At 65.2% G+C, this 21,984-nt stretch carries 22 protein-coding genes and 1 pseudogene; 7 read left to right on the top strand and 16 right to left on the bottom strand.

Translation table 11 applies throughout. The features are described 5' to 3' along the window. The first annotated feature begins 148 nt into the window (after nt 1-148). Nucleotides 149-607: a DUF3833 family protein gene (locus ASE79_RS00745; protein WP_056410805.1), complete on the top strand. Its 459-nt coding sequence runs from the start codon at nt 149-151 to the stop codon at nt 605-607. A 141-nt stretch (nt 608-748) separates the two neighbouring features. Here the strand turns inward: ASE79_RS00745 and ASE79_RS00740 are convergent, their stop codons facing one another. The 6 genes from ASE79_RS00740 to ASE79_RS00715 all read right to left on the bottom strand — a co-directional run bounded on the left by ASE79_RS00740 (nt 749) and on the right by ASE79_RS00715 (nt 4,782). Further along, nucleotides 749-1,516, bottom strand: coding sequence for a hypothetical protein (locus ASE79_RS00740; protein WP_056410801.1), 768 nt, complete (start codon nt 1,514-1,516; stop codon nt 749-751). Between the two features lie 72 nt (nt 1,517-1,588). Continuing rightward, a complete protein-coding gene (locus ASE79_RS00735) occupies nt 1,589-2,008 on the bottom strand; it encodes an SgcJ/EcaC family oxidoreductase (protein WP_056410799.1) in 420 nt (139 codons plus the stop codon). Between the two features lie 102 nt (nt 2,009-2,110). Further along, entirely contained in the window at nt 2,111-2,428 is a 318-nt protein-coding gene (locus ASE79_RS00730; protein ID WP_056410796.1) for a hypothetical protein, read from the bottom strand. Between the two features lie 45 nt (nt 2,429-2,473). Beyond that, nucleotides 2,474-3,616, bottom strand: a complete 1,143-nt coding sequence (locus tag ASE79_RS00725) for an MFS transporter (RefSeq protein WP_200910297.1) — start codon at nt 3,614-3,616, stop codon at nt 2,474-2,476. 16 nt (nt 3,617-3,632) lie between these two features. After that, a complete protein-coding gene (locus ASE79_RS00720; RefSeq protein WP_056410793.1) occupies nt 3,633-4,415 on the bottom strand; it encodes a DeoR/GlpR family DNA-binding transcription regulator in 783 nt (260 codons plus the stop codon). 133 nt (nt 4,416-4,548) lie between these two features. Continuing rightward, nucleotides 4,549-4,782, bottom strand: coding sequence for a hypothetical protein (locus ASE79_RS00715; protein WP_056410789.1), 234 nt, complete (start codon nt 4,780-4,782; stop codon nt 4,549-4,551). 179 nt (nt 4,783-4,961) lie between these two features. Between ASE79_RS00715 and ASE79_RS00710 the strand changes: the two genes are divergently transcribed. Continuing rightward, nucleotides 4,962-6,404 (top strand): TonB-dependent receptor plug domain-containing protein, encoded by a 1,443-nt coding sequence (locus ASE79_RS00710; RefSeq protein WP_235516706.1) that lies wholly within the window; start codon nt 4,962-4,964, stop codon nt 6,402-6,404. On the opposite strand, the pseudogene ASE79_RS20650 reads toward ASE79_RS00710, so the two are convergent. The 6 genes and pseudogenes from ASE79_RS20650 to ASE79_RS00680 form a co-directional block, all read right to left on the bottom strand. Then, nucleotides 6,404-6,793 (bottom strand): annotated as a pseudogene (locus tag ASE79_RS20650) (ArsB/NhaD family transporter); the annotation flags it as partial. The gene ASE79_RS00710 and the pseudogene ASE79_RS20650 overlap by 1 nt on opposite strands. Further along, nucleotides 6,793-7,221 carry an arsenate reductase (glutaredoxin) gene (gene arsC, locus ASE79_RS00700; protein WP_056410787.1) on the bottom strand — a complete coding sequence of 143 codons (429 nt, stop codon included), beginning with the start codon at nt 7,219-7,221 and terminating at the stop codon, nt 6,793-6,795. The gene arsC and the pseudogene ASE79_RS20650, both read right to left, overlap by 1 nt. Before the next feature lie 11 nt (nt 7,222-7,232). Further along, nucleotides 7,233-7,565, bottom strand: coding sequence for an ArsR/SmtB family transcription factor (locus tag ASE79_RS00695; RefSeq protein ID WP_056410783.1), 333 nt, complete (start codon nt 7,563-7,565; stop codon nt 7,233-7,235). A gap of 224 nt (nt 7,566-7,789) precedes the next feature. After that, entirely contained in the window at nt 7,790-8,851 is a 1,062-nt protein-coding gene (locus tag ASE79_RS00690) for a PepSY-associated TM helix domain-containing protein (RefSeq protein WP_056410777.1), read from the bottom strand. Next, on the bottom strand, nt 8,851-10,983 hold the full coding sequence (locus ASE79_RS00685; protein WP_056410774.1) for a TonB-dependent receptor: 2,133 nt from the start codon (nt 10,981-10,983) through the stop codon (nt 8,851-8,853). The genes ASE79_RS00690 and ASE79_RS00685 overlap by 1 nt, the downstream gene beginning before the upstream one ends. 277 nt (nt 10,984-11,260) lie before the next feature. Then, complete coding sequence (locus ASE79_RS00680; RefSeq protein WP_056410771.1) at nt 11,261-11,872, bottom strand: TetR/AcrR family transcriptional regulator; 612 nt, start codon at nt 11,870-11,872, stop codon at nt 11,261-11,263. A gap of 180 nt (nt 11,873-12,052) precedes the next feature. Between ASE79_RS00680 and ASE79_RS00675 the strand changes: the two genes are divergently transcribed. Further along, nucleotides 12,053-13,180: an MFS transporter gene (locus ASE79_RS00675; RefSeq protein ID WP_235516705.1), complete on the top strand. Its 1,128-nt coding sequence runs from the start codon at nt 12,053-12,055 to the stop codon at nt 13,178-13,180. Nucleotides 13,181-13,572: 392 nt separating this feature from the next. On the opposite strand, the gene ASE79_RS00670 is transcribed toward ASE79_RS00675, so the two are convergent. Together ASE79_RS00670 and ASE79_RS00665 are read right to left on the bottom strand one after the other, a co-directional pair. Beyond that, the gene (locus tag ASE79_RS00670; protein WP_056410765.1) at nt 13,573-14,766 is read right to left on the bottom strand and encodes a DUF2252 family protein; all 1,194 of its coding nucleotides are present in this window, start codon (nt 14,764-14,766) and stop codon (nt 13,573-13,575) included. Between the two features lie 61 nt (nt 14,767-14,827). Beyond that, nucleotides 14,828-15,703, bottom strand: a complete 876-nt coding sequence (locus tag ASE79_RS00665; protein WP_056410762.1) for an SDR family oxidoreductase — start codon at nt 15,701-15,703, stop codon at nt 14,828-14,830. A 283-nt stretch (nt 15,704-15,986) separates the two neighbouring features. Here ASE79_RS00665 and ASE79_RS00660 point away from each other — a divergent pair, with 283 nt between their 5' ends. From ASE79_RS00660 to ASE79_RS00645, 4 genes are read left to right on the top strand one after another with little or no spacing between them, the layout of a single operon-like run. Continuing rightward, the gene (locus ASE79_RS00660) at nt 15,987-16,865 is read left to right on the top strand and encodes a cytochrome ubiquinol oxidase subunit II (RefSeq protein ID WP_235516704.1); all 879 of its coding nucleotides are present in this window, start codon (nt 15,987-15,989) and stop codon (nt 16,863-16,865) included. Further along, nucleotides 16,862-18,961 (top strand): cbb3-type cytochrome c oxidase subunit I, encoded by a 2,100-nt coding sequence (locus ASE79_RS00655; protein WP_082444981.1) that lies wholly within the window; start codon nt 16,862-16,864, stop codon nt 18,959-18,961. Before ASE79_RS00660 ends, ASE79_RS00655 begins: the two co-directional genes overlap by 4 nt. After that, the gene (locus ASE79_RS00650; RefSeq protein WP_056410760.1) at nt 18,958-19,584 is read left to right on the top strand and encodes a cytochrome c oxidase subunit 3; all 627 of its coding nucleotides are present in this window, start codon (nt 18,958-18,960) and stop codon (nt 19,582-19,584) included. The genes ASE79_RS00655 and ASE79_RS00650 overlap by 4 nt, the downstream gene beginning before the upstream one ends. Then, complete coding sequence (locus ASE79_RS00645) at nt 19,581-19,886, top strand: cytochrome o ubiquinol oxidase subunit IV (protein WP_056410758.1); 306 nt, start codon at nt 19,581-19,583, stop codon at nt 19,884-19,886. The genes ASE79_RS00650 and ASE79_RS00645 overlap by 4 nt, the downstream gene beginning before the upstream one ends. A 112-nt stretch (nt 19,887-19,998) precedes the next feature. On the opposite strand, the gene ASE79_RS00640 is transcribed toward ASE79_RS00645, so the two are convergent. Both ASE79_RS00640 and ASE79_RS00635 read right to left on the bottom strand, forming a co-directional pair. After that, a complete protein-coding gene (locus tag ASE79_RS00640; protein WP_056410756.1) occupies nt 19,999-20,739 on the bottom strand; it encodes an SDR family NAD(P)-dependent oxidoreductase in 741 nt (246 codons plus the stop codon). A 242-nt stretch (nt 20,740-20,981) separates the two neighbouring features. Continuing rightward, complete coding sequence (locus ASE79_RS00635; RefSeq protein WP_056410751.1) at nt 20,982-21,707, bottom strand: hypothetical protein; 726 nt, start codon at nt 21,705-21,707, stop codon at nt 20,982-20,984. Between the last annotated feature and the right edge of the window lie 277 nt (nt 21,708-21,984).

Below are 21,984 nucleotides of genomic sequence, written 5' to 3'. Positions count from 1 at the left end.
TGCAAGGCCATCGTTGCAGGTCCTCGCATCCGACGCCGAACCACCCCCATGCCTCTCGAAAGCCTCGTTCATGATGTCGCACCCTATGAGGTCAGCCATTCCGGTCGCGCTGGCCGTGCTTCTCGCAAGCTGTGCGAGCGGACCGCGCATGGGCACCGTAAGTGCCTCGCCGCCGTTCGTCGCGGAACGCTTCTTCGCGGAACGCTTCTTCGCGGGACGGCTCGATGGGGTCGGCACGCTGAAGATCGTCCTGCACGCGCCCGTCACGACGCATGTCAGCAGCGTCGGGCGGCTCGGCGCCGATGGCACGCTGGTGCTCGACCAGCATATCGAACAGCAGGGCAAGCCTGCGCGCGATCGCCACTGGGGGATACGGCCGCTCGGCAATGGACGCTATACTGGAACGCTGACCGATGCGTCCGGACCGGTGGTGGGCGAGGCGGTGGGTAATCGGCTGCATCTCCGCTTTGCGACGAAGGGCGGCATGCGGGTCGATCAATGGCTGACATTGTCGCCCGATGCGCAGGTGGCGCAGAATCACCTGATCGTCCGCAAGCTGGGCGTGACGGTCGCGACGCTCGATGAAACCATCAGAAAGCTGCCATGAACCTGCCTGACGAATGCCACGTGTTGCAAGCAACGGCTGGCTACACGCGAACTGTGTGGGACCGAAACTGATCCCGAAAATGGCTGCATGGGTCGCCAGCAGCAGACACGTATCTCCTGCGTGGCGGTGTCGCGCTGAGCCTCAGTGGCCGAGAATGTGGGTCGTGAACGCCGTCCAGGCCGGCGTGAAATAGAGCGTGATCGCGGTGGCCTGGAGACCCCAGAGCGCAAGGACCGTGGGAAGATAGACGGGATGGAGCCGCCCGCGTGTGACGATGTCATAGACACCGAGCGCGACGATCAGCAGGTCGAGTTCAAGCGTCCCGCCAACGAAGAATCCCCACCAGCCGGTGCCGCCAAGGCCGTGCAGGAAGATCCCCATGAACCGGCCGAAACCCGCGCCGGCGATCTGAATCGTCGCGAGCAGCATGAGCCGCTTGTGCGCGGCGGCGTCACGGCGCAGCACCAGCGCCGCGCCGACGATCACCGCAAAGGCCAGGATGTCGCTGAGACTGATGCTCAGGAAGCCGGGATCCCAGCGCGGCGTACCGAACGCGGCGCTGCCCATCATGAGCGCGACCATGGGCCCCAGGATGACCATCGTCCCGGCGAGCCCGGCGCCCGCCACGCCGAGCCGCCGGTGGAGCGCGACATTGCCCGTCTCGACCAGAGCCACCTGTACGCTGAGCAGAATAAGCCAGCCGGTGAAAGCGAGCGCGTGGAGATGGACGATGATCGGATAGGAGAAGCCCTGCGTCCGGACATGACCGACGATATCGGGGACGAATCCGGCCAGAATGGCGGCCCAGATCGCGGCGACGAAACCGGGCACCACCAGCCGGTCGAAACGGTGGCGGGCCAGGAACGGTGTGTCGTGAAGATCGTCGAAACCGGCGTTCAGTGTCGTCATGTCGCATACCCCCAAAGGATCAGGCGGTTTGGACGCTAGGTCACTGGCCCCTCGGGGGCGGTCATGCGCGGGTCAGGATGCGCGGAGAAGCTCCCGGCCGGTACGCGGATCGGCGAGCGTCACGTTCTGTGCGGCCTGGATCCGCCAGTCGCCGTTACGGCGGATGGCGACTGCGAGGATCAGCGTATCGGCCTGATGCGGCCCGGCCGGATGCGCGGCACCGGCGGACAGCCGCGTCCAGAAATGCAGGATCGCGGCATCGTCGTCGATCGGATCGATATCCGCCGGATCGACCCGCAGCGACGAGTCGCGATAGATCGAGTCGTGGATCGCGCGATGCCCCGCAACGATCTGATCAACACCGCGCCAATAGGTCGCGTACCGGTTGACGAATGTCGCATCGTCATGAAAAAGCTGCCCGAACACAGTCATCTCATGCGCGTTCCATGATGCTTCGAACTGGTCGGTGATCTGCGTCAGTTGATCGACCATCTTTGCCCCCACACAGGCGTGATGCACTAGAATAGGATCTATAGTACCCGACTATAAAGTACTTGTCCAAGGCAGCGTTAGACTTGTCGAGTGGTGGGGGCCTTACCCGAACGGACGTCCTCGGTCGCCGGGCGATCGATCTAAATTGCATGCCGACATCCGCGCGATGATGGCCAAGGCGTGAGTCCAGGGGCGGCGAAGGGGCGGTGATCCCAGGATCCGCAACGCTTCGGCATGCAGCATCGGCTCGCTGCCCGTCAGCTTGAGTTCCTTGCCGAGAATGGCGTGGTGGGAGAAGCGCCCAGCGATCTCGGCGCGCATCGCGGCCTCCGCCGCGCGGTCCGCCTCAATGACGAGGTCGAAGCTATAGCCCTGCTTCACCTTGGTGTTGACCGCGATATCGGTGCGGTAGCGGGGCATCGGCAGGGTCGGCGAGGCGATGAAGGAAGGCTGCGTCGGGAAGGGTCAGGATGTCCGCCCGCTGGCGGTGGCAGCCTTCGCGCAGAGCGGCACGAGACACAGCAGCGCGGTGAGCAGCCAGAAGGCCGCGGGCAGGCCGATGCCCTGCGCGACAAAGCCGATCGCCGCGGGACCCGCGAGGATCCCGGCGTAACCGATCGTCGTGACCGCGGCGATCGCGAGGCCCGCGGGCATGACGGTCTGCCTGCCGGCCTGACGGAACAGGATCGGCACGACGTTCGACGCGCCAAGACCGATCAGCAGGATCCCGAACAGCGCGACTGGCGCGACCGGTGCGAGGAGCATGACGCCATAGCCCAGAAGCGAGAGCAGCCCGCCCCACAGCATTGTCCGCCGGTCCCCGAGCCTGCCGACGATCGCGTCGCCGGTCAGGCGGCCGGCGGTCATCGCCACCGCGAAGACGCTATAGCCGATCCCCGCCTGCGCGACCGGCAGCAGGCCCTTGCCGCTCAGCAGCAACGCCCCCCAATCGAGCATCGCGCCTTCGGTCAGGAAGGTGATCGCCGCGAGCGCGGCGAGCAGGATCACGATGCCGCGCGGGACCACGACCAGCGGGGTCTCCTCGGTCTTGGGGGTCGGGATCAGCCGCGGCGCGGCCAATGCGAGCGTCGCGATCATCAGCACCGATGCCGTGACGACCCCGGCGACCGGACTGATCTGCATCGACAGGACCGCGGTCAGCAACGCCGATCCGACAAAGCCGCCGACGCTGAACAACCCGTGGAACCCGGACATCAGCGGCGTGCCGGCCTGCGTCTCGACCTCGACCGCATGCACGTTCATGCCGACTTCGATCACGCCGAGGAACGCACCGAACAGCAGCAGTGCGACCGCCATGGTCGGCACCGTCGGCGCGAAGGCGAGGAAGGGCAGCAAAATCGCCTGCCCGATGCCACCGACGAGGATCGCCGGTCGCGCGCCGAGCTTCGACGTCAGCGGTCCGGCAAGCTGCATCGCGCCGACCGAGCCAAGCCCGAGACACAGCAGCAGCAGCCCGAGCGATCCGTCGCCGATCGCCAGCCTCGCCTTGGCCAGCGGAACGAGCGGTGCCCAACAGGCGAGCCCGAAGCCGGACACGAGGAAGGCCAGGCGCGTTGCGAGACGCGCGCCGGAATTGGGCTTTTCCACGGCTATTATCCTCGGATCAGGGCTGGGCTTGCGGGGCGGCGCGCGCGATCGTTGCGCCGGCCTCCGCCAGGTTGCGCACGAGATCGGAGTCGGCGTCATGCTCGACGACGATCTGCGCGAGGACGTCGACGCCACACACGCGGTGCGGGGCGTGTCGACCAAGCTTGTCGTTCGTCGCGAGGACGATCGTTCTGCGACTACGCGCAACCAACGCGCGTTTGAAGGCGGCGTCGTCGGGGTCGTACGCACTGACTCCCCCCGCGACGGACACGGCGCATGCGCCGAGGACGCACAGGTCGATGTTGAGCCGCGCGATCGTCTCGAGCGCGGTGCCATCGACCGCGCCGCCGACCATCCGATCGATCATGCCGCCGACCACCAGCACGTCCACGTCGTCGCGCTGCTGAAGCGCGGCCGCGATCGTGATCGAGCTCGTGGCGATGCCAAGGTTCAGATATGGCGGCAGTCTCTCGACAAGGGCGAGGTTGGAACTGCCGTTGTCGACGAAAACGAAGCTGCTCGGTTCCAGGAAGGGCAGCGCGGCGTCCGCCAGCGCCTGCTTGCGCTGCACATCCTCGCCGACGCGCTCCGCCATCGGGGTCGCACCCGCGACGACCGGCAAGGCGCCGCCATAGACGCGGCGACACAGGCCCTCTGCGGCAAGGCTGCGCAGATCGCGCCGGATCGCGTCCTCTGAAAGACCAAACTCCTCGGCAAGCGCGCCGGAGCGAACCGGTTGGCCGGCGGCGAGGCGGGCAAGGATCGTGTCGCGGCGGGAGGACGGGATGTCATTGGGCATCCGCGGTCTATACCGGCTAAAACGTGCACAAACAAGAAATATAGAGTCTAACCGTGCGTGAACGCGTATTGCGCGGGTCTCGAGACGATGGCTCAGCGCGGAACGTCGCTCGCGTCGACCGGAGTTTTTTTGTTCAGCGATCGTCATGGTCGAACCGGTCCCGTGCCGATCGAAACACCGGACCATTGTCGATAATCGACGTCCCCGCGCGCGATCCCCGTCCCAGCGGCGTGGGCGTGTAATCCACCCGTCGCGGGACCTCGCCATAGTCGCAGCAGCCGAGGAGGCCATCGCGTTCCAGGTGACACAGCGAGCCCGTCATCGTCGCCACCAAGCGCGTCGCGGGCTGCGACATCGCTGCGCGCATCCTCCGACCGGCCCTCGATACCCGCGCCGGCGCAATATATCGGCTCGCCCGCACCGAGCGCGTCCCGCCCTCCTATAAAGTCAGGAAGTGGCAGTTCGAACGCCGGCGTCATCCAGCGGTCGGGGATTCAATCTTTTGCCGATCCTGCGAGACCATTCTTCGAGAAAGCGGACCCTCAAATGAAGAAACTGCTCCTGGCCGTCGTCGCCTGTTTCGCGTTCGCTCCGCCAGCATTTGCCAAGACCGAACGCGAAACCGTACCCGCCGACACCGCGCCCAAGAAAAAGGTGCCCGCCGCGGAAGTCTTCTCGACCGGCGTCGCCAAGGGGCGCGACCGGCTGGACAGCGCGACCTCGACCAGTGCGCTGCGCGAGGCCGACATCGCCAAGATGGCGCCGCGCTCGATCGGCGATCTGCTGCGCAACATTCCCGGCATCCTGGCCGAAGCGCCGAACGGCGAAAGCATCGCCAACATCACCATTCGCGGCCTGCCTTTGTCCTCCTCCGGCGCGAAGTTCGTGCAGCTGGAGGAAGACGGACTGCCCGTGATGGAGTTTGGCGACATCGTCGGCGCGAGCTCGGATTCGTTCCTGCGCGTCGATCTCAATCTCGCGCAGGTGGAAGCGATCCGCGGCGGCTCGGCGTCGACCTTCGCGTCGAACTCGCCCGGCGGGATCATCAACTTCATCTCCAAGACCGGCGAGGTCGAGGGCGGTGCGGTGGCGCTGACCGCGGGGCTGGATTTCGACCAGTTTCGGGCCGATTTCGACTATGGCGGCCGACTGACGCCGAGCTTGCGCTATCATGTCGGCGGCTTTTTCCGCCAGGGCGAGGGCCCGCGCCGGATCGGCTTCGACGGGCAGCGCGGCGGCCAGATCAAGGCGAATATCACCAAGGAATTCACCGGCGGCTATGTCCGCCTCTATGGCAAGGTGCTCGATGATCGTTCGCCTTTCTACGACTCGGTGCCGCTGCGTGCAACGGGCACCGATGCCGACCCCAAGCTGCAGGCGATTCCCGGGTTCGACCCGACCCACGACACGCTGTCGACGCGCGCGCTACAGTCGGTGACGCTGCTCGATGAGCGCAACCAGTCGATCCAGGAGGATATTCGCGACGGCCAGCGCGTCCGCGAGACGTCGTTCGGGGGCGAGAGCCGGTTCACGATCGCCGACTGGACGGTGATCGACCGGTTCCGCTACGCCAACCGCTCGGGCGGGCTGATCGGCCCGTTCAGCAGCCAGATCCTGTCGCCCGCTGCCGCGCTGACTCGGCTCGGCGCGACCGGCGGCAGCTTCCGCTATGCGAGCGGCGCCAATGCCGGCCAGGCGATCGCCAACCCGGCGTCGCTCAACGGCAACGGGCTGATCGGCATCTACAATATCCGCGATCGTCGCCAGCAGGATGTCGGCAACATCACCAACGATCTGCGCGCCAGCCGCGAATGGGCGATCGGCGGCAACACCCTGACCACCACGGTCGGCTTCTACAAGGCGCGCCAGGAGATCGACACCTCGATCCTCTACGGCGTCGCGGTGACCGATATCCGCGGCGGCGGCGATGCCGCGCTGCTCGACGTGTTCAACGCCGCGGGCAACCCGGTCACGGCGGGCGGGCTCTAGCCGAGCGCCCGCAGCATCGCGATGACGATCGGCGTCAGGATCAGCGCCGCGCCGTCATTGGCGAACAGCGCCGACACGGCTGCGCCGAGGAGGACGATCAGCACGAACAGCCGTCTACCGTGTCCGCCGCCCCAGCGCGCGACGTGGAGCGCCGCCCATTCGAAGAATCCGGCCTCGTCGAGCAGCAGGCTGACGATGATGATCGCGACGAACGTCGCGGTCGCGTTCCAGACGATGCCCCACACCACCGGCACGTCGGACAGCGAGACCACCCCGACGAGCAGCGCGACGGCCGCGCCGCCCAGCGCGCTCCAGCCGATGCCGAGGCCGCGGGGCTGCCAGATGACGAGCGCGATCGTGACGGCGAAGATGGCGAGGGCGAGAAGCATCAGGCGAGGCGCTGTCCGGCGGCGTCCACCACCTGTTCGCCATCCTCCTTGGCAAACGCGCCCCGCTGCGGCTCGGACAGCAGATCGAGGACGGCTTCGGACGGACGGCAGAGCCTCACGCCAAGCGGCGAAACGACCAGCGGCCGGTTGATCAGGACCGGGTGCGCCATCATCGCGTCGAGCAGCGCGGCGTCGGTCAGCGAGGCGTCGCCGAGGCCGAGTTCGGCGTAGGGCGTGCCCTTCTCGCGCAGCAGATCCCGCGGCGTGATGCCGGCGCGGTCGATCAGTTCGACCAGCAGCGCGCGCGAGGGCGGGGTCTTCAGATACTCCACGACGTGCGGCTCGATGCCGGCGTTGCGGATTAGTGCCAGCGTGTTGCGCGACGTGCCGCAGGCGGGGTTGTGGTAGATCACGACGTCGACGGCCATGGCGTGTCCTTTCAGCAGCAGGGGGTCAGTTCGGCGATGAGCGGCGCGCACAGTTCGGGCGAACCGGCGCAGCAGTCCTTGACGAGGAACAGCGTCAGCGCGCGCAGGCTGTCGAGATCGGCACGGTAAATCATGGACCGGCTGTGCCGTTCGGCGCGCACGATGCCGGCTCGGGCGAGTATCCCGAGATGCGCCGACATCGTGTTCTGCGGCACGTCAAGTTGGCGGGCGATTGCGCCCGCCGCCATCCCTTCGGGCTCGTGCCGGACCAGCAGGCGGAACACGTCGAGGCGGGTGACCTGCGCTAGCGCCCCAAGCGCGACGATTGCCAATTCGGTATCCATGTATCCAGCATAGACGATATATCTATGACCGCTAGCCCGTATGGAGGGGGTAGCTTCGCAACTGGCCGAAGGGGCCCCGGTTTCTCATCCAAGGCGTGTTCCGCATTCGTCCCTCAGGCGACCGTCAAGAGACACTAAGAACGCATCAAACCGCCGGTATGTGGTCTCGAGCTCCATGACCAGCCGGTCGTTCGAGTCTCAGACATTGTGATGAACGTCCTGCTTCAGCTGCGTTTCCGCTTCCGCCGCTTGCTCTGGCCAATGTTCCATTTCGTCCGCCAGAAGCCGTATACCGCCAGGCTGCCAAGTAGCGTCAGTACGATGCCCGACGCGGTCATGGCGAGTTTCCATGCAATGCCGCCAGTTTTTGCAGCGTGCACGGGATAGAGTTTTTCGCGGATCGATGCCGCGTTTCCCTGGGTCGCCGGATCGTCATGGGCCAGGATCGTCAGCGTAGCCGGATCGGCGTACACGAACGTCCGTCCGTTCGGCGTCCATTCGAAGGATTGGCGGAGGCGCAGCACGACGGGCGTGCCGGGCTTGCGCGGCATCTGCAGGCGGCGAAGTTCGGCACCAGGAAACATCGCGGCAGCCGCGGTGAAAAGTGGCTTCAGGTCATGCGTGGATGGCGTAACCCGGACGCTGTCGACTTTGGGTGGGTGCGCCCGTGGTTCGGCAAGCAAGGGCCCGCCAAGCGCGGGAAAAACCATCAGGACGCCCGTCACCAGCGACACGAGCAGCAACGGCGCCGTCACGACTCCCATGTCCCGGTGGTGATGGACGACTGCGCCGGGCTTCATCGACGCAGGCCATAACCGCAGCCGGAAGCGGCTGTGCATCCGCCACCACAGGACTACTCCGGTAATGACGAAGAACAACCCGGTCAGCCCGGCGACCCCTGTCATCGTCTCGCCAGCATCGCCGATCAGAAGGTGATGATGGAGATCGAACACCCACAATTCCGGTCGCTGCCATGACGAGGACCAGCGTTCGACCGTCTCGCCGGCCTGACTGACATAGGCACCGCTGCCGTCTGCGAAGAGGACCTGATGCACGCCCAGACCGTCGCCTGCGAAGGTGATGCGGTCGATCGGGGGCGACGCTTGCGATACTGCGTCGACGGCCCGGGCCAGCGATACCGGATCGGGCCGGACTGTATCGCCGGCGTGCGCCACGAAGGTCAGCTGGTTCCGCCAGACGAGCAGCGTACCGGTGAGACCCAGTACGGCCAGCAGCAGACCGCCGATCGCGCCGATCCAGCGATGCAGCAGGGACAGGATGCGCATCACAAGCCAGCCTGCCAGCTCAACGTGACGTTGCGACCCCGCCCGGTATAGAAGCGCGCATTGTCGGTCGGACCCTGCGTATCGCTATAATAAGTAACGTAATCGGTATTGCCGAGATTCTGCACGCTCAACATCGCGCGACCGACCGGGAGTTCATAGGCGACATACGCGTCGAACAGCCGATAGCCGACGAAGTCGTTGGCGATCGGCTGTCCCTGGAAGCGGCGGGACAGGTAATAGCGTCCCTGTACCCGTGCACTCAGGCGGCCGCGGGTGTAATCCAGGTTGAGGTTCAGGCGATCCGGCGAGATGTTGGCGCCGTCCAGATCGGCATCGAAAATGCCATCGGCATTGGTGTCGGTGCGCCCGTTCAGATGACTGAAACCGGTGCCGAGCTTGAGACCGGGCAGCGGGGTGCGAACAGCAAGGTTCAATTCCAGACCCTCGATGTCGATCGGCTGGCGCGCGACGTTGAAGAACCCGTCGCTGCTGCGGACGAGCACCTGCCCCAGATCGCTCGACGACCAATAATAGGTCACGCTGGCGTCCAGCGGACCTTGTTTCACTTCGACGCCGATCTCGCGGTTGTTCGAGATCACCGGGGTCAGATCGAGAAAGTCGCTGATCCGGATGTTCGGCTGGGTGATACCGCGCAGGACACGCCCAATGTCGGCGATCGTGTAACCCTCGGCATAGCTGCCATAGGCGCGGATACCCTTGACCGGCTCCAGCACGACACCGCCGTTCCACAATGCGCGGTCGAAGGACGGCTTGCCGCCGATGACGGCCCGCGCGCTGGCACTCGCAAGCGTCGTATAGTCAGGGATATCGAGCTGTACGGTCTCGTAGCGGACCCCGCCTGCGACCCTGACGACGCCATCGAACAGTTTGAGATTGGCCTGGCCGAACGGCGCGAGACTGCGAAAATCGGTTTGCGGAACCCAATTGCGGCCGGTCTGCACCAGATCCTGCTTGGTGCGGTCGATCAACGCATCGAACCCGGCGGTCAGTGTCAGCGCCTTGAGCCCCGGCACCGTGCGTTCATAGCTGATCTTGCCGCCGAGCTTGCGCGAGACGTTGCGCGACTGGTCGAACACCGTGCCAACAGGCGCGATCCTCGCATCCTGGAACGTCGCGAGGACACCACCGGCGAACGTGTCGCTGGTCCGATTGTAAAAGCCCTGAAGCGTGAACGCCCCGCCAAGCACATTGCCGTCCGTCAGCGATGCCGACACCATCTCGGCCAGGCCCGTGGAGGGTTGGCCCGGCGTTTCGCCTCGCCGGCTGGTGGCGGGGATGCCCAGCGTCCGGTCGCCATCGACCGCAACATAGTGATTGTTGCCCTCCAGCTTGAAGCGGTTGGCGATCACCTCGAACCGGGCGGTGTCGGACAGATCGACGCCGACCCGGCCAAAGAAGGCCAGGCTGCCCGTATCCTGAATTTCGCTCTGGTTGCCGTCGAGGCCGATGCGCCGCCCACGGCCATCGACGAAGACGCCGCGCCGCTCGAACGCAACGCCGCCGGTCGCATCGAACCGGCCGCTGCGCATATTGACGAGGCCGGCGATCTTTCCGCCGAGCGATGCCCCTGCGAAATCGTCGCCGCTGTTACCCTGAAGCAGCGTGCGTCCGCTCCAGCCGTTTTGCTTCGGCGCGCTCGCGGTAACCTGATTGACGACGCCGCCGGTCGCACCGATGCCCTGCAGGGCGTTGGAGCCGTAGATCACCTCGACCCGGTCGATGAAGAAGGGATCGATGGTATAGCCGTCGCGTGCGCCGTCCCGGATCGGCGTGCTCTGCGGAATGCCGTTGATCGCATAGAGCGGCGATCGACCGCGCAGCGTTTCGCCGAAGCCGGTAATCTTTTCGCGTGTGGGCGAGAAGGCCGGCAGCAGCGCCGAGATCGCATCGACGACCGAGCCGGACACCGCGACTTGACGCGACAGCGTCTCGCGGTCGATCACGTCGACGGTCAGGGGCAGGGCGCTCGCCGGGAGGTTCGTGCGTGCAGCCGTTACGACTACATCTCTCCGCCGCGCGTCGTCCGCCGTATCGCTAGCCTGTATTTCCTGCGCGCTTGCTACGCCTGTCGACAGGACACTGGCGGCGAGCATGCCGAATGCAATCTTCATTCTATTTCCCTTTGTGGGGGCCGTAGAAGCAGATCCATTCAATTGCAATCGTCTCGCATTAGCAGATAGTATCTGGGGTAGGCGGGGCTTGTCCATGATGCGGCGTAAACCATGAGACTCGCGACGTTCATCACCGAAAACCGCGCGTCTCTGCGTCGCCGATCGGCCGGTTATGGATGCCTGGTAATAACTGGTTCGTTTGTTGATGATTCGGCTTCCCGGTTTTAATCGAACCCGGGGACTGTCCGGGATCGAGCGGAGCCGCAGCGCAAGTTCGTTAGGATCGCGGAATGTTCGCATCCCAAGCGCTCAGAGCCTGTGTGACGCCTGCATCGAGGTCTTTGGTGGAAACGCCATCTCGGGCCTGAATGGACAAACCAACCAAAAGCCCCTCGAACAAGGTGGCCAATCCAGCCGGATTTGTGTCGCCCCGCAGCGTACCATCCGCGATCGCGGTTTCGACACAGGCTAGGATCGCCTTGCGGTTCGCCTCTCGCTCGGCGCTCGTCAGCGCCTGAACCGACGCTCCACCTTCGGAGCAGATGATACTCGAAAGCGCGACCATGCAGCCGGTCGGATGCGTAGGATCGGTTTGCATCTCCGCCGAGCGGCGCAACGCTCGCTCGATCCGCTGACGTGGGGTCAGGCGTTGATCGCGTAATGCCGACATTACCGTGCCATGCGTGGCGAGATAAGTGTCTAGCGCGGTGCGATACAGAGCCTCCTTGGAGTCGAACGCGGCATAGAAACTCGCCGATGAAATACCGCCCATCGAGCGACGAAGCTGCTCCAGCGACACGCCCTCGAAGCCATGCTCCCAGAACAGGTGCATTGCCTGTGTGACTGCTTCGTCACGATCGAAGCCGCGCGGGCGTCCAGTACGGGCCATATCAAGCTCCTTTGTCAATTCTGGCTTAGTTGATCCAGAAGTCATTGACAACCAGTTCACGCACGCCCTATTTATGGACTAAGCAATCCACAAATAGGGCGTCCAATGACAGATCCAATCCCCGCGCGGGAGGACGGCGAGCGCGACCAGTTGCCGATCTCTGCGCTGCTGGCGCTCGCCATGACCGGCTTCACCGCCATCCTGACGGAAACCCTACCGGCTGGCTTGTTGCCGCGTATCTCGGATGGTCTCGGCGTTTCCGAAGCATTGGCCGGGCAGACCGTCACCGTCTATGCGGCGGGGTCGCTTATCGCCGCGATACCGTTGACCGCCTGGACGCAAGGCTGGCGGCGCAAGCCGACATTGTTAGCGGCGATCATGGGCTTCCTCGTCTTCAACACCATCACCGCCATGTCCGGCAATTACTGGCTGACGCTGGTCATGCGTTTCCTTGCCGGCGTAGCGGCCGGCCTCGCCTGGGGTATTCTGGCTGGCTATGCGCGCCGGATGGTGGTCGGCCGGCTCAAGGGCAAGGCGCTGGCGATCGCCATGGTCGGTACGCCGATCGCACTGTCGCTCGGCGTACCGGCAGGGGCCTTTCTCGGTGCGACTATGGGCTGGCGTGCAGCGTTCTTTGCGATGTCGGGAACGACGCTCCTGCTGATTGGCTGGGTGTTGTGGGCGGTGCCTGACTTCGCAGGACAGGCGGCGCACCGGCGGCTGTCGATCAGCGCCGTCTTCGCTACACCCGGCATCCGCCCGATCCTCGCAACAATCTTCGCCTGGATGACCGCGCACAATATCCTCTACACCTATGTCGCGCCGTTTTCCGTCCTGTCGGGCCTCCAGGAACGGGTCGATCTGCTGCTGCTGACGTTCGGCGGTGCCGCACTTGCCGGTATCTGGGTGACGGGGCTGCTGGTCGATCGCATGTTGCGCCGCCTCGTGCTGGTCAGCTTGATTGCTTTCGCAGGCGTGGCGCTGGCCTTCGCCCTCTTCGCTACGGCTCCCGCGGTGGTGTTCGCCGGTATCCTCCTGTGGGGCCTGTCGTTCGGGGGCGCTGCGACGCAACTTCAGACGGCTTCGGCTGATGCGGCTGGCGATGGCGTCGATTTGGCCAGCGCCATGATTACCACGGTCTGGAACAGTGCGATCGCTGCGGGCGGGATCGTCGGCGGCCTTCTTCTTAATCAATCGGGTGCGGGCGCATTCTCCTGGGTGGTGCTCCTGCTCGCGTTGATCGCCCTCTGCATCGCTTTCGGCGCACGCGGACACGGCTTCACGCCCGGCCCCCGCGCGCACGCCTGACCTGCTCTCGACACAGGACTCTGTGACGCTTTCTACCGTCTTGAAACGCGCTGTTTCGGGGGGCGCACGGACTGCGACGTTCGCCGGCACGATTCCCGCGACGCTCGCCGTCCGCGCGACAAGACATTGCGCTGCTACTGTACCGGCTTGCTAAGAACTGCAGCCCGAACGTGCCGCAACCGGCAGGGCGTCAATGGGATCTGGCCTAACGCGGCCGACCAGGGGCGGGGCGATACACCGATCGCTGAGGTCGAGGGAGCGGCGAGGGCGGCCTAATGCCCTCGCTGCGGCCTCATGCAGTATCTGGTTGCGGCCGGCGCGGAGGGGCGCCGTGTCTCGCTCCCACCGCAAGTGTGCCTGTCCTCGCAGCCATTCTGAGATGCGCGGTCGGATTACGCCCTCATCGCGTATCGACGGCAGTGATCCAGATATCCTGCCTCGTGGCTACCCGCCAGCGACACGACGCTCTCCCACAACCAGTTGGGTGCATCGATTGCGCCCCGGCGATCGGCATCGAGGACGCCAGCCCAGGCGTGACGTGTATCGGCATCCATCTGGCGCGCGTGTGCCGTGCCGACGACGAAGGCGAGGTAGCGCGCGGCCTTCACGGCCTGTCCGGCGCTGAACTGCTCGACCTCGAGCTTCAAGTCTTGCGGCGACAATTCACGGACGAACAGCGACCGATCGAGTGCACGTGCAGCGACCATCCGGCTGCCGAGATGAGGGGAGAGCGCACGTGCCGCCTCGACAACACGGATCGCCTCGTCCTTTGGCATCTTCGCGCCTTTGGCAGCCGGCGCGATCGGGCTTGTCGCTTCCTTCAGATCGATCAGCGCATAGTCAGACCGGCCCTTGGCGTTCTTCAGCCCGACCAACGCGGCAAAGCGAAGCAGCCCGAGCGAACTGCATCCCTTCATCCAATAGGCCGCGTCTACCAAACGGACCGTTCGATCGCGGTCTTTTTCGTCAAGCGAAAGGACCAAGGCTGCGACCTCGGGCTCGGTGACCAGTTCGGCCAGTGCATCGCGTTCGAAGCGCTCCAGCGGCCAGAATTTGTCGCCGAGCGGAATCATCGGCTCGCGGGTCGCAAAACGTTCCTTGGCGAGGTGCCGCCAGCGTCGCCCAATGGCGCGGCGCTTCACGCTGCGGACCGCATCCGGCTCCGGGCCGGTGTCACCGTTGGCGGGATCGGCCATCGCGCTGGCGTAGCCGGTGACCATCTCTTCGATCATGTGAGCAGTCGTCACCCCGGGCAGGTCGGAGCCCCGTGCTGCGGTTGCAAGCGACAAGCCGAGTCGGATCAGGTCATGTGCCGGATTGCCGATCACGGCTTGGTCCAGGTCGCGAATCTGGATCGCGATCTTTCCGCCACCATCGTTGATCGGACCCAGGTTCCCAAGGTGGCAGTCGCCGCAGATCCAGATCGCCGGCCCCTGCGGAACGCGGCGCGAGGCGGGCGACGCATCGAGCCATTCGTAGAATTTCGCCGTATTGCCTCTGACATAGGCATGAGTCGAGCGTGCCATCTTGAGTTGGCGCTTGGCGGCAAGGATAGCGGGCCTCTCGGCAAGTGTCGGTTTCGTCATATCCGTCCTTTGTGCGGCGACACGGCCTGTTGGGTCGTACGTCCCGACAGGCCTTGCCTGATCAGTTGATCGGCACACCGCCGGTCACGGCGATCACGGCGCCGGTCATGTAGCTGCCCTCGCGCGATGCCAGCAGAACATAGGCTGGCGCTAGTTCCGCAGGCTGTCCGGCGCGGCCGACCGGCGTATCCTGGCCGAGCGTCTCGAGTTCTTCCGGCGATTTCGCGATCGGCTGGATCGGCGTCCAGATCGGGCCGGGGGCAACGGCATTGACGCGGATGCCCTTGTCGATGAGCAAGTTGGACAGCCCGACCGTCAGGCTGGAGATCGCGCCCTTGGTCGCCGCGTAGACGATCATGCTCTTGGCCGCGACCTTGGCCTGCTCGCTGGTGGTGTTCACGATCGCGGACCCAGGCTTCATATGCGGTGCCGCGGCCTTGGCCAGACGGAGCATCGCGAACACGTTGGCGGCAAAGGCATCCTGCATCTCGTCGTCGTCGATGCTGGCCAGATCCTCGTTCATGGTCTGCGCCGCGGCGTTGTTGACCAGTATGTCGAGGCTGCCGAGGTCGGCCACGGTGCGCTCGACCAACGCAACGCAGTGATCCCGGTCGCGAATGTCGCCTGGCAGCAGCACGCAGCGTTGCCCCGCTTTCTCCACCCAGGCACGCGTATCCTCGGCGTCGGCCTGCTCCACCGCGAGGTAGGAGATCGCGACGTCCGCACCCTCCCGTGCGTACGCGATCGCGACGGCCTTGCCGATGCCCGAGTCCCCGCCGGTGATCAGCGCAACCTTGCCCTTGAGCAAGCCCTTGCCGACATAGCTTTCCTCCCCGTGATCCGGCTTGGTCTTCATCTCTGCGACGAGGCCGGGGGACGGTTGCTGCGGCTCGCCGGGAAAGCGTGTCGGCTGGCTGGTACGTGGGTCGCTGGTCATGGAGTCCATCCTGCAGTGCTGGTCGCTGACGGAACGGTCTGAGGGCCGTTAAGTGCCGCGGGCCGTGCACCCGCAACTGGCTGCGGGAAGGACTCGGCATCAGCGTCGTCCTCGACCACGATCGGCGCGATCGCCTCGAGCGCCGTGTATCGGGAAAACGTGCAGGAGCGGGATCTTCGAGGAGCGCGCGTCATTGCCGATTGACAGTGACGCGCGGTCTGCAAGGGGAAGACGCCACCGCGGTCACTACTTAAGAGGGCGGGCGGGGCGATAAGGGGGACAGGTGATCGTACGGCTCAAGCGCGGGGTGTCACGGCTTTCGCTGCTCGTGACGCTGGTCGGTCTTGGCGGGTGCACGGCGTTGTCGCACGGGTTCCTCAATCCGCAGGGGCCCGTCGCCGGGCATGAGCGCGACCTGTTCATCACCGTCTCGATCGTCTTGCTGTTCGTCGCGGGGCCGGTGCTGCTGCTGACGCCGCTGTTCGCGTGGCATTACCGTCTGTCCAATCGCAGCGATGCATACCGGCCAAAGTGGAATTTCTCCTGGTGGGTGGAGGCCTTGATCTGGATCCCGCCCGCCGGGATCGTCATCGGGCTCGCCATGCTGTTGTGGCACTGGACGCAGATCGACGATCCGTATCGGCGCCTGCCGGGCACAACGCCCGTCGAAGTGCAGGCGATCGCGCTCGATTGGAAATGGGTATTCGTCTATCCCGACCTCGGCGTCGCGGCGGTCGATCGGCTGACCATTCCCGCCGGGCGCCCGGTGCATATCCGGCTGACCAGCGGCACGGTGATGCAGTCGATGCTGATCCCGCAACTTGCCGGTCAGATCTATGCGATGGGCGGCATGACGACCGAACTCAACATCCAGGCGCACCGGCCAGGGCGGTTCCGCGGCGAGAACACGCAGTATAACGGCGCCGGGTTCCAGCAGCAGAAATTCGATGTCGTTGCGGTGTCGCCAGCGGCCTATGATCGCTGGGCGGCGGCTGCACGCCGGGGAACGCGCACGCTCGATGCGCAGACGTGGCGGCGGCTGTCCGCGCGATCGATCATCACGAAGCCCGTCGAGTTCGCCCGCGTGCCGCCGATGCTGTTCGAGCATGTGCTCGCGGCGACCGGCGACATGACCCACTCCCCTCCGAAAGCCGTTCGATGACCGTTTCCGTTCCCCTCTGGCCAGCCGTGCTCGGGCGTTTCGGCTGGCAGGACCTGCCGTTCGTGCGCGCGTGGGAAAACCCGACGATCAGCGAGATCATCGGCGCATTCGCCGGCGCGCTGGTGGTGGTCGGCGCGGTCGTCGTCGCGGCGCTGCTGACGCGCTACGGCAAATGGCGGTATCTGTGGACGCAGTGGCTCACCAGCCTCGACCACAAGAAGATCGGCATCATGTATGTCGTCGTCGCGTTCGTGATGCTGTCGCGGGCGCTGGTCGAGGCGGTGCTGATGCGGATGCAGCAGGCGGTCGCGATCAATAATCCCGGCTTCCTGTCGCCTGATCATTTCGGCCAACTTTTCTCGACGCACGGCTCGATCATGATCTTCTTCATGGCGATGCCGTTCCTGACGGGGATGATCAACTACGTCCTGCCGCTTCAGATCGGCGCGCGCGACATGGCGTTTCCCTGGGCCAATTCGATCGCGTTGTGGCTGACGATCGGTGCGGCCGGGCTGATGATGACGTCGTTGGTGGTGGGGGAGTTCTCGACCGGCGGGTGGAGCGGCTACCCGCCCTATACCGAGCGCGCGTTCAGCCCGGGCGTCGGTGTCGACTACTGGATCTGGGCGGTGACGCTCGGCTCGATCGGCTCGACGATGGCGGGGATCAACATCGCCTGCACCGTCTACAAGCTGCGCGCGCCGGGGATGCGCTTCATGCGGATGCCGATGTTCGCGTGGACCAGCCTGTGCACGTCGATCCTGATGATCTTCGCGATGCCACCGCTGACCGTGGCCACGCTGCTGCTCGCGCTCGACCGCTATCTGGGGTTCCATTTCTTCACCAACGACCTTGGCGGGAACATGATGAACTATGCCAACATGTTCTGGCTGTTCGGTCATCCCGAGGTCTACATCCTGATCCTGCCCGCGTTCGGCGTCTATTCGGAGGTCGTGTCGACCTTCTCGACCAAGGATCTGTACGGCTACACCTCGCTGGTGATCGCGACGATGGCGATCGCGGTGTTGAGCTTCACCGTGTGGGTCCATCATTTCTTTACGATGGGGCAGTCGGCCAACGTCAACGCGGCGTTCGGGATCGCGACGATGACGATCGGCGTGCCGACGGGCGTCAAGATCTATGACTGGATCTGGACGATGTTCCGCGGCGAGGTGCGCTTCACCGTGCCGATGCTCTACGCGATTGCGTTCATGATGACGTTCGTGCTGGGCGGCTTCACCGGCATCATCCTGGCGATGCCGCCGCTCGATTACCTCGTCCACAACACGCTGTTCCTGGTCGCGCATTTCCACAACATGCTGATCCCGGGCCTCCTCTACGGGATGCTGGCGGGGTATCACTACTGGTTTCCAAAGGCGTTCGGGTTCCGCCTCGACGAGCGGTGGGGGCGGATCGCGTTCACCTGCTGGGTGGTCGGCTTCTATCTCGCCTTCTTCCCGCTGTACGTGCTCGGCGCGAGCGGGATGGCGCGGCGGATGCAGGCGATCTTCGAACCGTCGTTCCGACCCTGGCTGTACGTCGCGGGCGTCGGCGCGTTCATCCTGCTGGCGGCGCTGACGTCGCTCGGCATCCAGCTATGGGTGAGCATCCGCGACCGCGCCGCAACGCGCGTCGAGGCGGGCGACCCCTGGGATGGCCGCGGGCTCGAATGGTCGATCAGCGCACCGCCCCCCGAATACAACTTCGCGGTCCTGCCGCAGGTCGACGGCCGCAACCCATTCTATGATCACAAGCATGACGAAGGCCAACCCGATCCCTATGCCTCGCCGCCGTCCTACGCGGATATCGTCGTCCCGCGGGGCAGCGCGACCAGCGTCGTGATCGGGGTTGCCGCGGCGGTCGCCGCGTTCGGACTCGTCTGGGCGATCTGGGGGCTGACCATCGTCGCGCTCCAGGTGATCGTCGCGGCGGTCGTGGTGCGCAGCTTCGGTCGCGACCAGCACCGCACCATCCCCGCCGCGGAGATCGCGCGCGCGCATGAGGCCTGGCTCGCCCGCGTGCGCGTAACGCGCGCGATCCCGCGCCAGTTGGAGACCGCGGCCGTCAATCGCGGGCTGGCGGAGATCGTCCGATGAGCGAACCCGAACTGGCGCACGCCGGCCTCAACCTCGGCGACACCGGCGAACTGACGAAAGACCAGGCGGAGAACGCGATCTTCGGCTTCTGGATATTCCTGATGAGCGACGCGGTGATCTTCGCGCTGCTGTTCGCCACCTACGGCACGATGATCGCCAGCACCGTCGGCGGCCCGACTCCCGCATCCGAGTTCAAGCTGCTGCCCGCGTTCGTCGAGACGCTGCTCCTGTTGACGAGCAGCGCGACGTTCGGCCGCGCGACGCTGGCGATGAAATACGACGAGCCGCGGCGCGTGCTGTTCGGCTGGCTCGGCGCGACGCTGGGCCTCGGCCTCGTCTTCCTCGCGCTCGAGGCGAACGACTTCGCGACGATGCTCGCGCACGGCGCCTATCCGATGCGGAGCGGCTTCCTGTCGTCGTTCTTCGCGCTGGTCGGGCTGCACGGCCTCCACGTCGCGGTCGCCTGTTTCTGGCTAGTCGTGATGGTCGGCCAGGTCTGCGCGTACGGCCTCGATGCGCGCGTCAGGATCAACCTGTTGCGGCTGGGGCTGTTCTGGCACCTGCTCGACATCGTCTGGATCGCGATCTTCTCGGTCGTCTACCTGCAAGGGAATATCGGATGAGCGACCGGACCCGCGAATTGCGCACCTATGCGGTTGGGTACGTCCTGTCGCTCGCACTGACGGTGGCGGCCTTTGCGATGGTCCGCTGGCCGTCTTTCGGGGCGCGGGCGATCTTCGGGACCGTGCTGGCGCTGGGCCTTGTGCAGATGGCGGTGCAGTTCCGCTGCTTCCTCCACATCAGCGTGAAGCGCTCCTCGCGTCACGACCTGCAGTTGATCTTGTTCTCCACGCTGATCATCGCTCTGATGGTGTCGGGAACGCTGGTGATCCTGTTCAACCTGCGTGGGCGGATGATGGGGTGACGCGTGCCTGGAGCCTAACCGCTGCTATCGCGACGGCAATGCCACGGGCCGCGCAGCGAGATGCCAGCGCCGTGCGATGGGCAGTTCTAGTCGTTTGAACAAGACGGGCCAGTTACGCACTCCAGCCGCCATCGATATTGTACGTGGCGCCCGTGACGAAACCGGCTTCCGGCGAAGCGAGGTACGCAACGAGGCCTGCAACCTCATCAGCGGTTCCATGACGGGAAATAGCAAGCGGCGCCCTGGTTAGCGCGGCATTGGGGCCGTCTGCCGGATTGCGTTCGGTGTCGATCGGCCCCGGCTGGACCAGATTCGCGGTAATCTCTCGCGCCCCAAGATCGCGCGCCAGGCCTCGGGTCATCCCTCCCAACGCCGCCTTGCTCGCGGCGTAAAGCGTTCCACCCCCACCGGGCATTCTGTCCGCGACGATGCTGCCAATGGTGATGATGCGCCCGCCCTTCGCCATAAGAGACGCGGCCTTCTTCGCCGCCACGAAGGGGGCCTTGACATTAAGCGCGAAGGACCGATCGAAAGCGTCGTCCGCATAAGCCTCAAGCGGACCGACGATCGCTGTGCCGGCTACACTCACGAGAATGTCGAGACCGCCGAGATGACGTGCAATCTGGTCCATCGCATGATCGAGCGCTGTAACGTCGCTGACATCGGCCTGTACCGTAAAGACCCTTGCGCCATTCTCGCGCAGTTCATTCTCAAAGCGCGCGGCGTCGTTCGCCCGGCTGCGGTAAATGATTCCAACCGAAGCACCGTCGGCGACCATCCTCCGGCTAATAGCCGCGCCAATTCCCCGTGTTCCGCCGATTACGAGCGCGACTTTACCGTCGAGAACGCCCATTTTATTTCCCCGCCATGGTTCGCTCTACTGGGTCTAAGCCGAGGGACAGGCGCTTACCAGTACCCGCGACCCAGATACTCTATGTCCGAATCTGCGGAGCCCTGTCATTCTGACGCCTTTGGACGCGCCTGTGAAATGGTCGTGGTTCGGGCATGAACGAACGGCGGAAGTTGGGGGGGCAGCACTGTGCCTGCCAATGTCGCCTGATGGATCAGCCCAGACTTGGCCCGGGGAGGCTTCGCCTATCGCGCCGCGTTTTGCGCTGCGACATGGTGTGGATCGTCGCCAAGGACGTCGTTACCCATGCCGCCACCTCCAACCCCGCCGCCGCCGCCGCCCATACCACCGCCGCCGCCGCTTCGGCCGGCATCGTCTCTGTTGCTGCCACTTTTGCCGCCGCCGGACGACGCCGGACGCGTCGGTCCCTGCATAGCGATGGTCAGGTCGGCCGGGATCGGGTCGAGATCGAGCGCATCACGCACGAACGCACGCAGCGACACAACCAGATCGTGCGTGTGGACCGGATGGCCTGCAACCAGCTCGCGAACCGCGCTGTCCGCGAGCCGGACATGTTCCTCCGTACCGAGCAGGATGATATCGGACAGCGCGGCCTCGACCGCGTCGCGGATCCGGCGCGTGCGGTCCGACCGCGCCGCGCCTGCCGCACTGAGGTCCAGCGCGGCCATCGGTTCCTCTGCGACGCCGCCCGGCTCCCGCCGCCGCAGGTCGCGCCGATGGGCCGGATCGACGGTCAGGTCCCCCGTGAACGAGCCGCCGAGAACCTTGTAGGCAGCGATGAGCGTCCTGAGGCGCTCGTTGATCTGCCGGTTCATGCGTTCACGACGCTGCTGGAACGTCATTTGGGTGAGCAGACGGATGCCAACCCCCAACAGCGTAACCAGCGTCAGTCCGAGGATAGTGGCGAGCAGGCTCTGCCAAGAGCTGAAATCTAGACCGCGCACGTGCATCCTCCATGGTATCGTCTACCGAACGTCCGTCGATCCTGCAGGTGCCGCCGAGCGGTACGACAGCGAAGATAGAGATGCAGCTGAACGGATGCCCGCAGTTGGCGAGACGGAAAGCTGGGTCGAATGTCACCGTCCGGATCTGGTCAACCGAGGCCCGGACAACGCTTGGGCGACTATGCCGCTCTGTGTCCCTGGTCAAGAAAGGGCGCCCGTCGGACAGGCGGACTCACTGGCAATCCTAACCGGACACGACCTGGCAGTACGAGGTCGTGCGCCG

Origin of the sequence: Sphingomonas sp. Leaf28 (assembly GCF_001421685.1) — a bacterium.
GTDB lineage: Bacteria > Pseudomonadota > Alphaproteobacteria > Sphingomonadales > Sphingomonadaceae > Sphingomonas > Sphingomonas aurantiaca.
The sequence above is the reverse complement of the archived record's forward strand: the minus strand, read 5'-3'. Positions and strand labels throughout refer to the sequence as shown.

Excerpts from the sequence above, each read along its gene's own strand:
- ASE79_RS00745 (WP_056410805.1), top strand. The coding sequence starts at position 149 with ATGGGCACCGTAAGTGCCTCGCCGCCGTTCGTCGCGGAACGCTTCTTC.
- ASE79_RS00740 (WP_056410801.1), bottom strand. The coding sequence starts at position 1,516 with ATGACGACACTGAACGCCGGTTTCGACGATCTTCACGACACACCGTTC.
- ASE79_RS00735 (WP_056410799.1), bottom strand. The coding sequence starts at position 2,008 with ATGGTCGATCAACTGACGCAGATCACCGACCAGTTCGAAGCATCATGG.
- ASE79_RS00730 (WP_056410796.1), bottom strand. The coding sequence starts at position 2,428 with ATGCCCCGCTACCGCACCGATATCGCGGTCAACACCAAGGTGAAGCAG.
- ASE79_RS00720 (WP_056410793.1), bottom strand. The coding sequence starts at position 4,415 with ATGCCCAATGACATCCCGTCCTCCCGCCGCGACACGATCCTTGCCCGC.
- ASE79_RS00715 (WP_056410789.1), bottom strand. The coding sequence starts at position 4,782 with ATGCGCGCAGCGATGTCGCAGCCCGCGACGCGCTTGGTGGCGACGATG.
- ASE79_RS00710 (WP_235516706.1), top strand. The coding sequence starts at position 4,962 with ATGAAGAAACTGCTCCTGGCCGTCGTCGCCTGTTTCGCGTTCGCTCCG.
- arsC (WP_056410787.1), bottom strand. The coding sequence starts at position 7,221 with ATGGCCGTCGACGTCGTGATCTACCACAACCCCGCCTGCGGCACGTCG.
- ASE79_RS00695 (WP_056410783.1), bottom strand. The coding sequence starts at position 7,565 with ATGGATACCGAATTGGCAATCGTCGCGCTTGGGGCGCTAGCGCAGGTC.
- ASE79_RS00690 (WP_056410777.1), bottom strand. The coding sequence starts at position 8,851 with ATGCGCATCCTGTCCCTGCTGCATCGCTGGATCGGCGCGATCGGCGGT.
- ASE79_RS00685 (WP_056410774.1), bottom strand. The coding sequence starts at position 10,983 with ATGAAGATTGCATTCGGCATGCTCGCCGCCAGTGTCCTGTCGACAGGC.
- ASE79_RS00680 (WP_056410771.1), bottom strand. The coding sequence starts at position 11,872 with ATGGCCCGTACTGGACGCCCGCGCGGCTTCGATCGTGACGAAGCAGTC.
- ASE79_RS00675 (WP_235516705.1), top strand. The coding sequence starts at position 12,053 with ATGACCGGCTTCACCGCCATCCTGACGGAAACCCTACCGGCTGGCTTG.
- ASE79_RS00670 (WP_056410765.1), bottom strand. The coding sequence starts at position 14,766 with ATGACGAAACCGACACTTGCCGAGAGGCCCGCTATCCTTGCCGCCAAG.
- ASE79_RS00665 (WP_056410762.1), bottom strand. The coding sequence starts at position 15,703 with ATGACCAGCGACCCACGTACCAGCCAGCCGACACGCTTTCCCGGCGAG.
- ASE79_RS00655 (WP_082444981.1), top strand. The coding sequence starts at position 16,862 with ATGACCGTTTCCGTTCCCCTCTGGCCAGCCGTGCTCGGGCGTTTCGGC.
- ASE79_RS00650 (WP_056410760.1), top strand. The coding sequence starts at position 18,958 with ATGAGCGAACCCGAACTGGCGCACGCCGGCCTCAACCTCGGCGACACC.
- ASE79_RS00645 (WP_056410758.1), top strand. The coding sequence starts at position 19,581 with ATGAGCGACCGGACCCGCGAATTGCGCACCTATGCGGTTGGGTACGTC.
- ASE79_RS00640 (WP_056410756.1), bottom strand. The coding sequence starts at position 20,739 with ATGGGCGTTCTCGACGGTAAAGTCGCGCTCGTAATCGGCGGAACACGG.
- ASE79_RS00635 (WP_056410751.1), bottom strand. The coding sequence starts at position 21,707 with ATGCACGTGCGCGGTCTAGATTTCAGCTCTTGGCAGAGCCTGCTCGCC.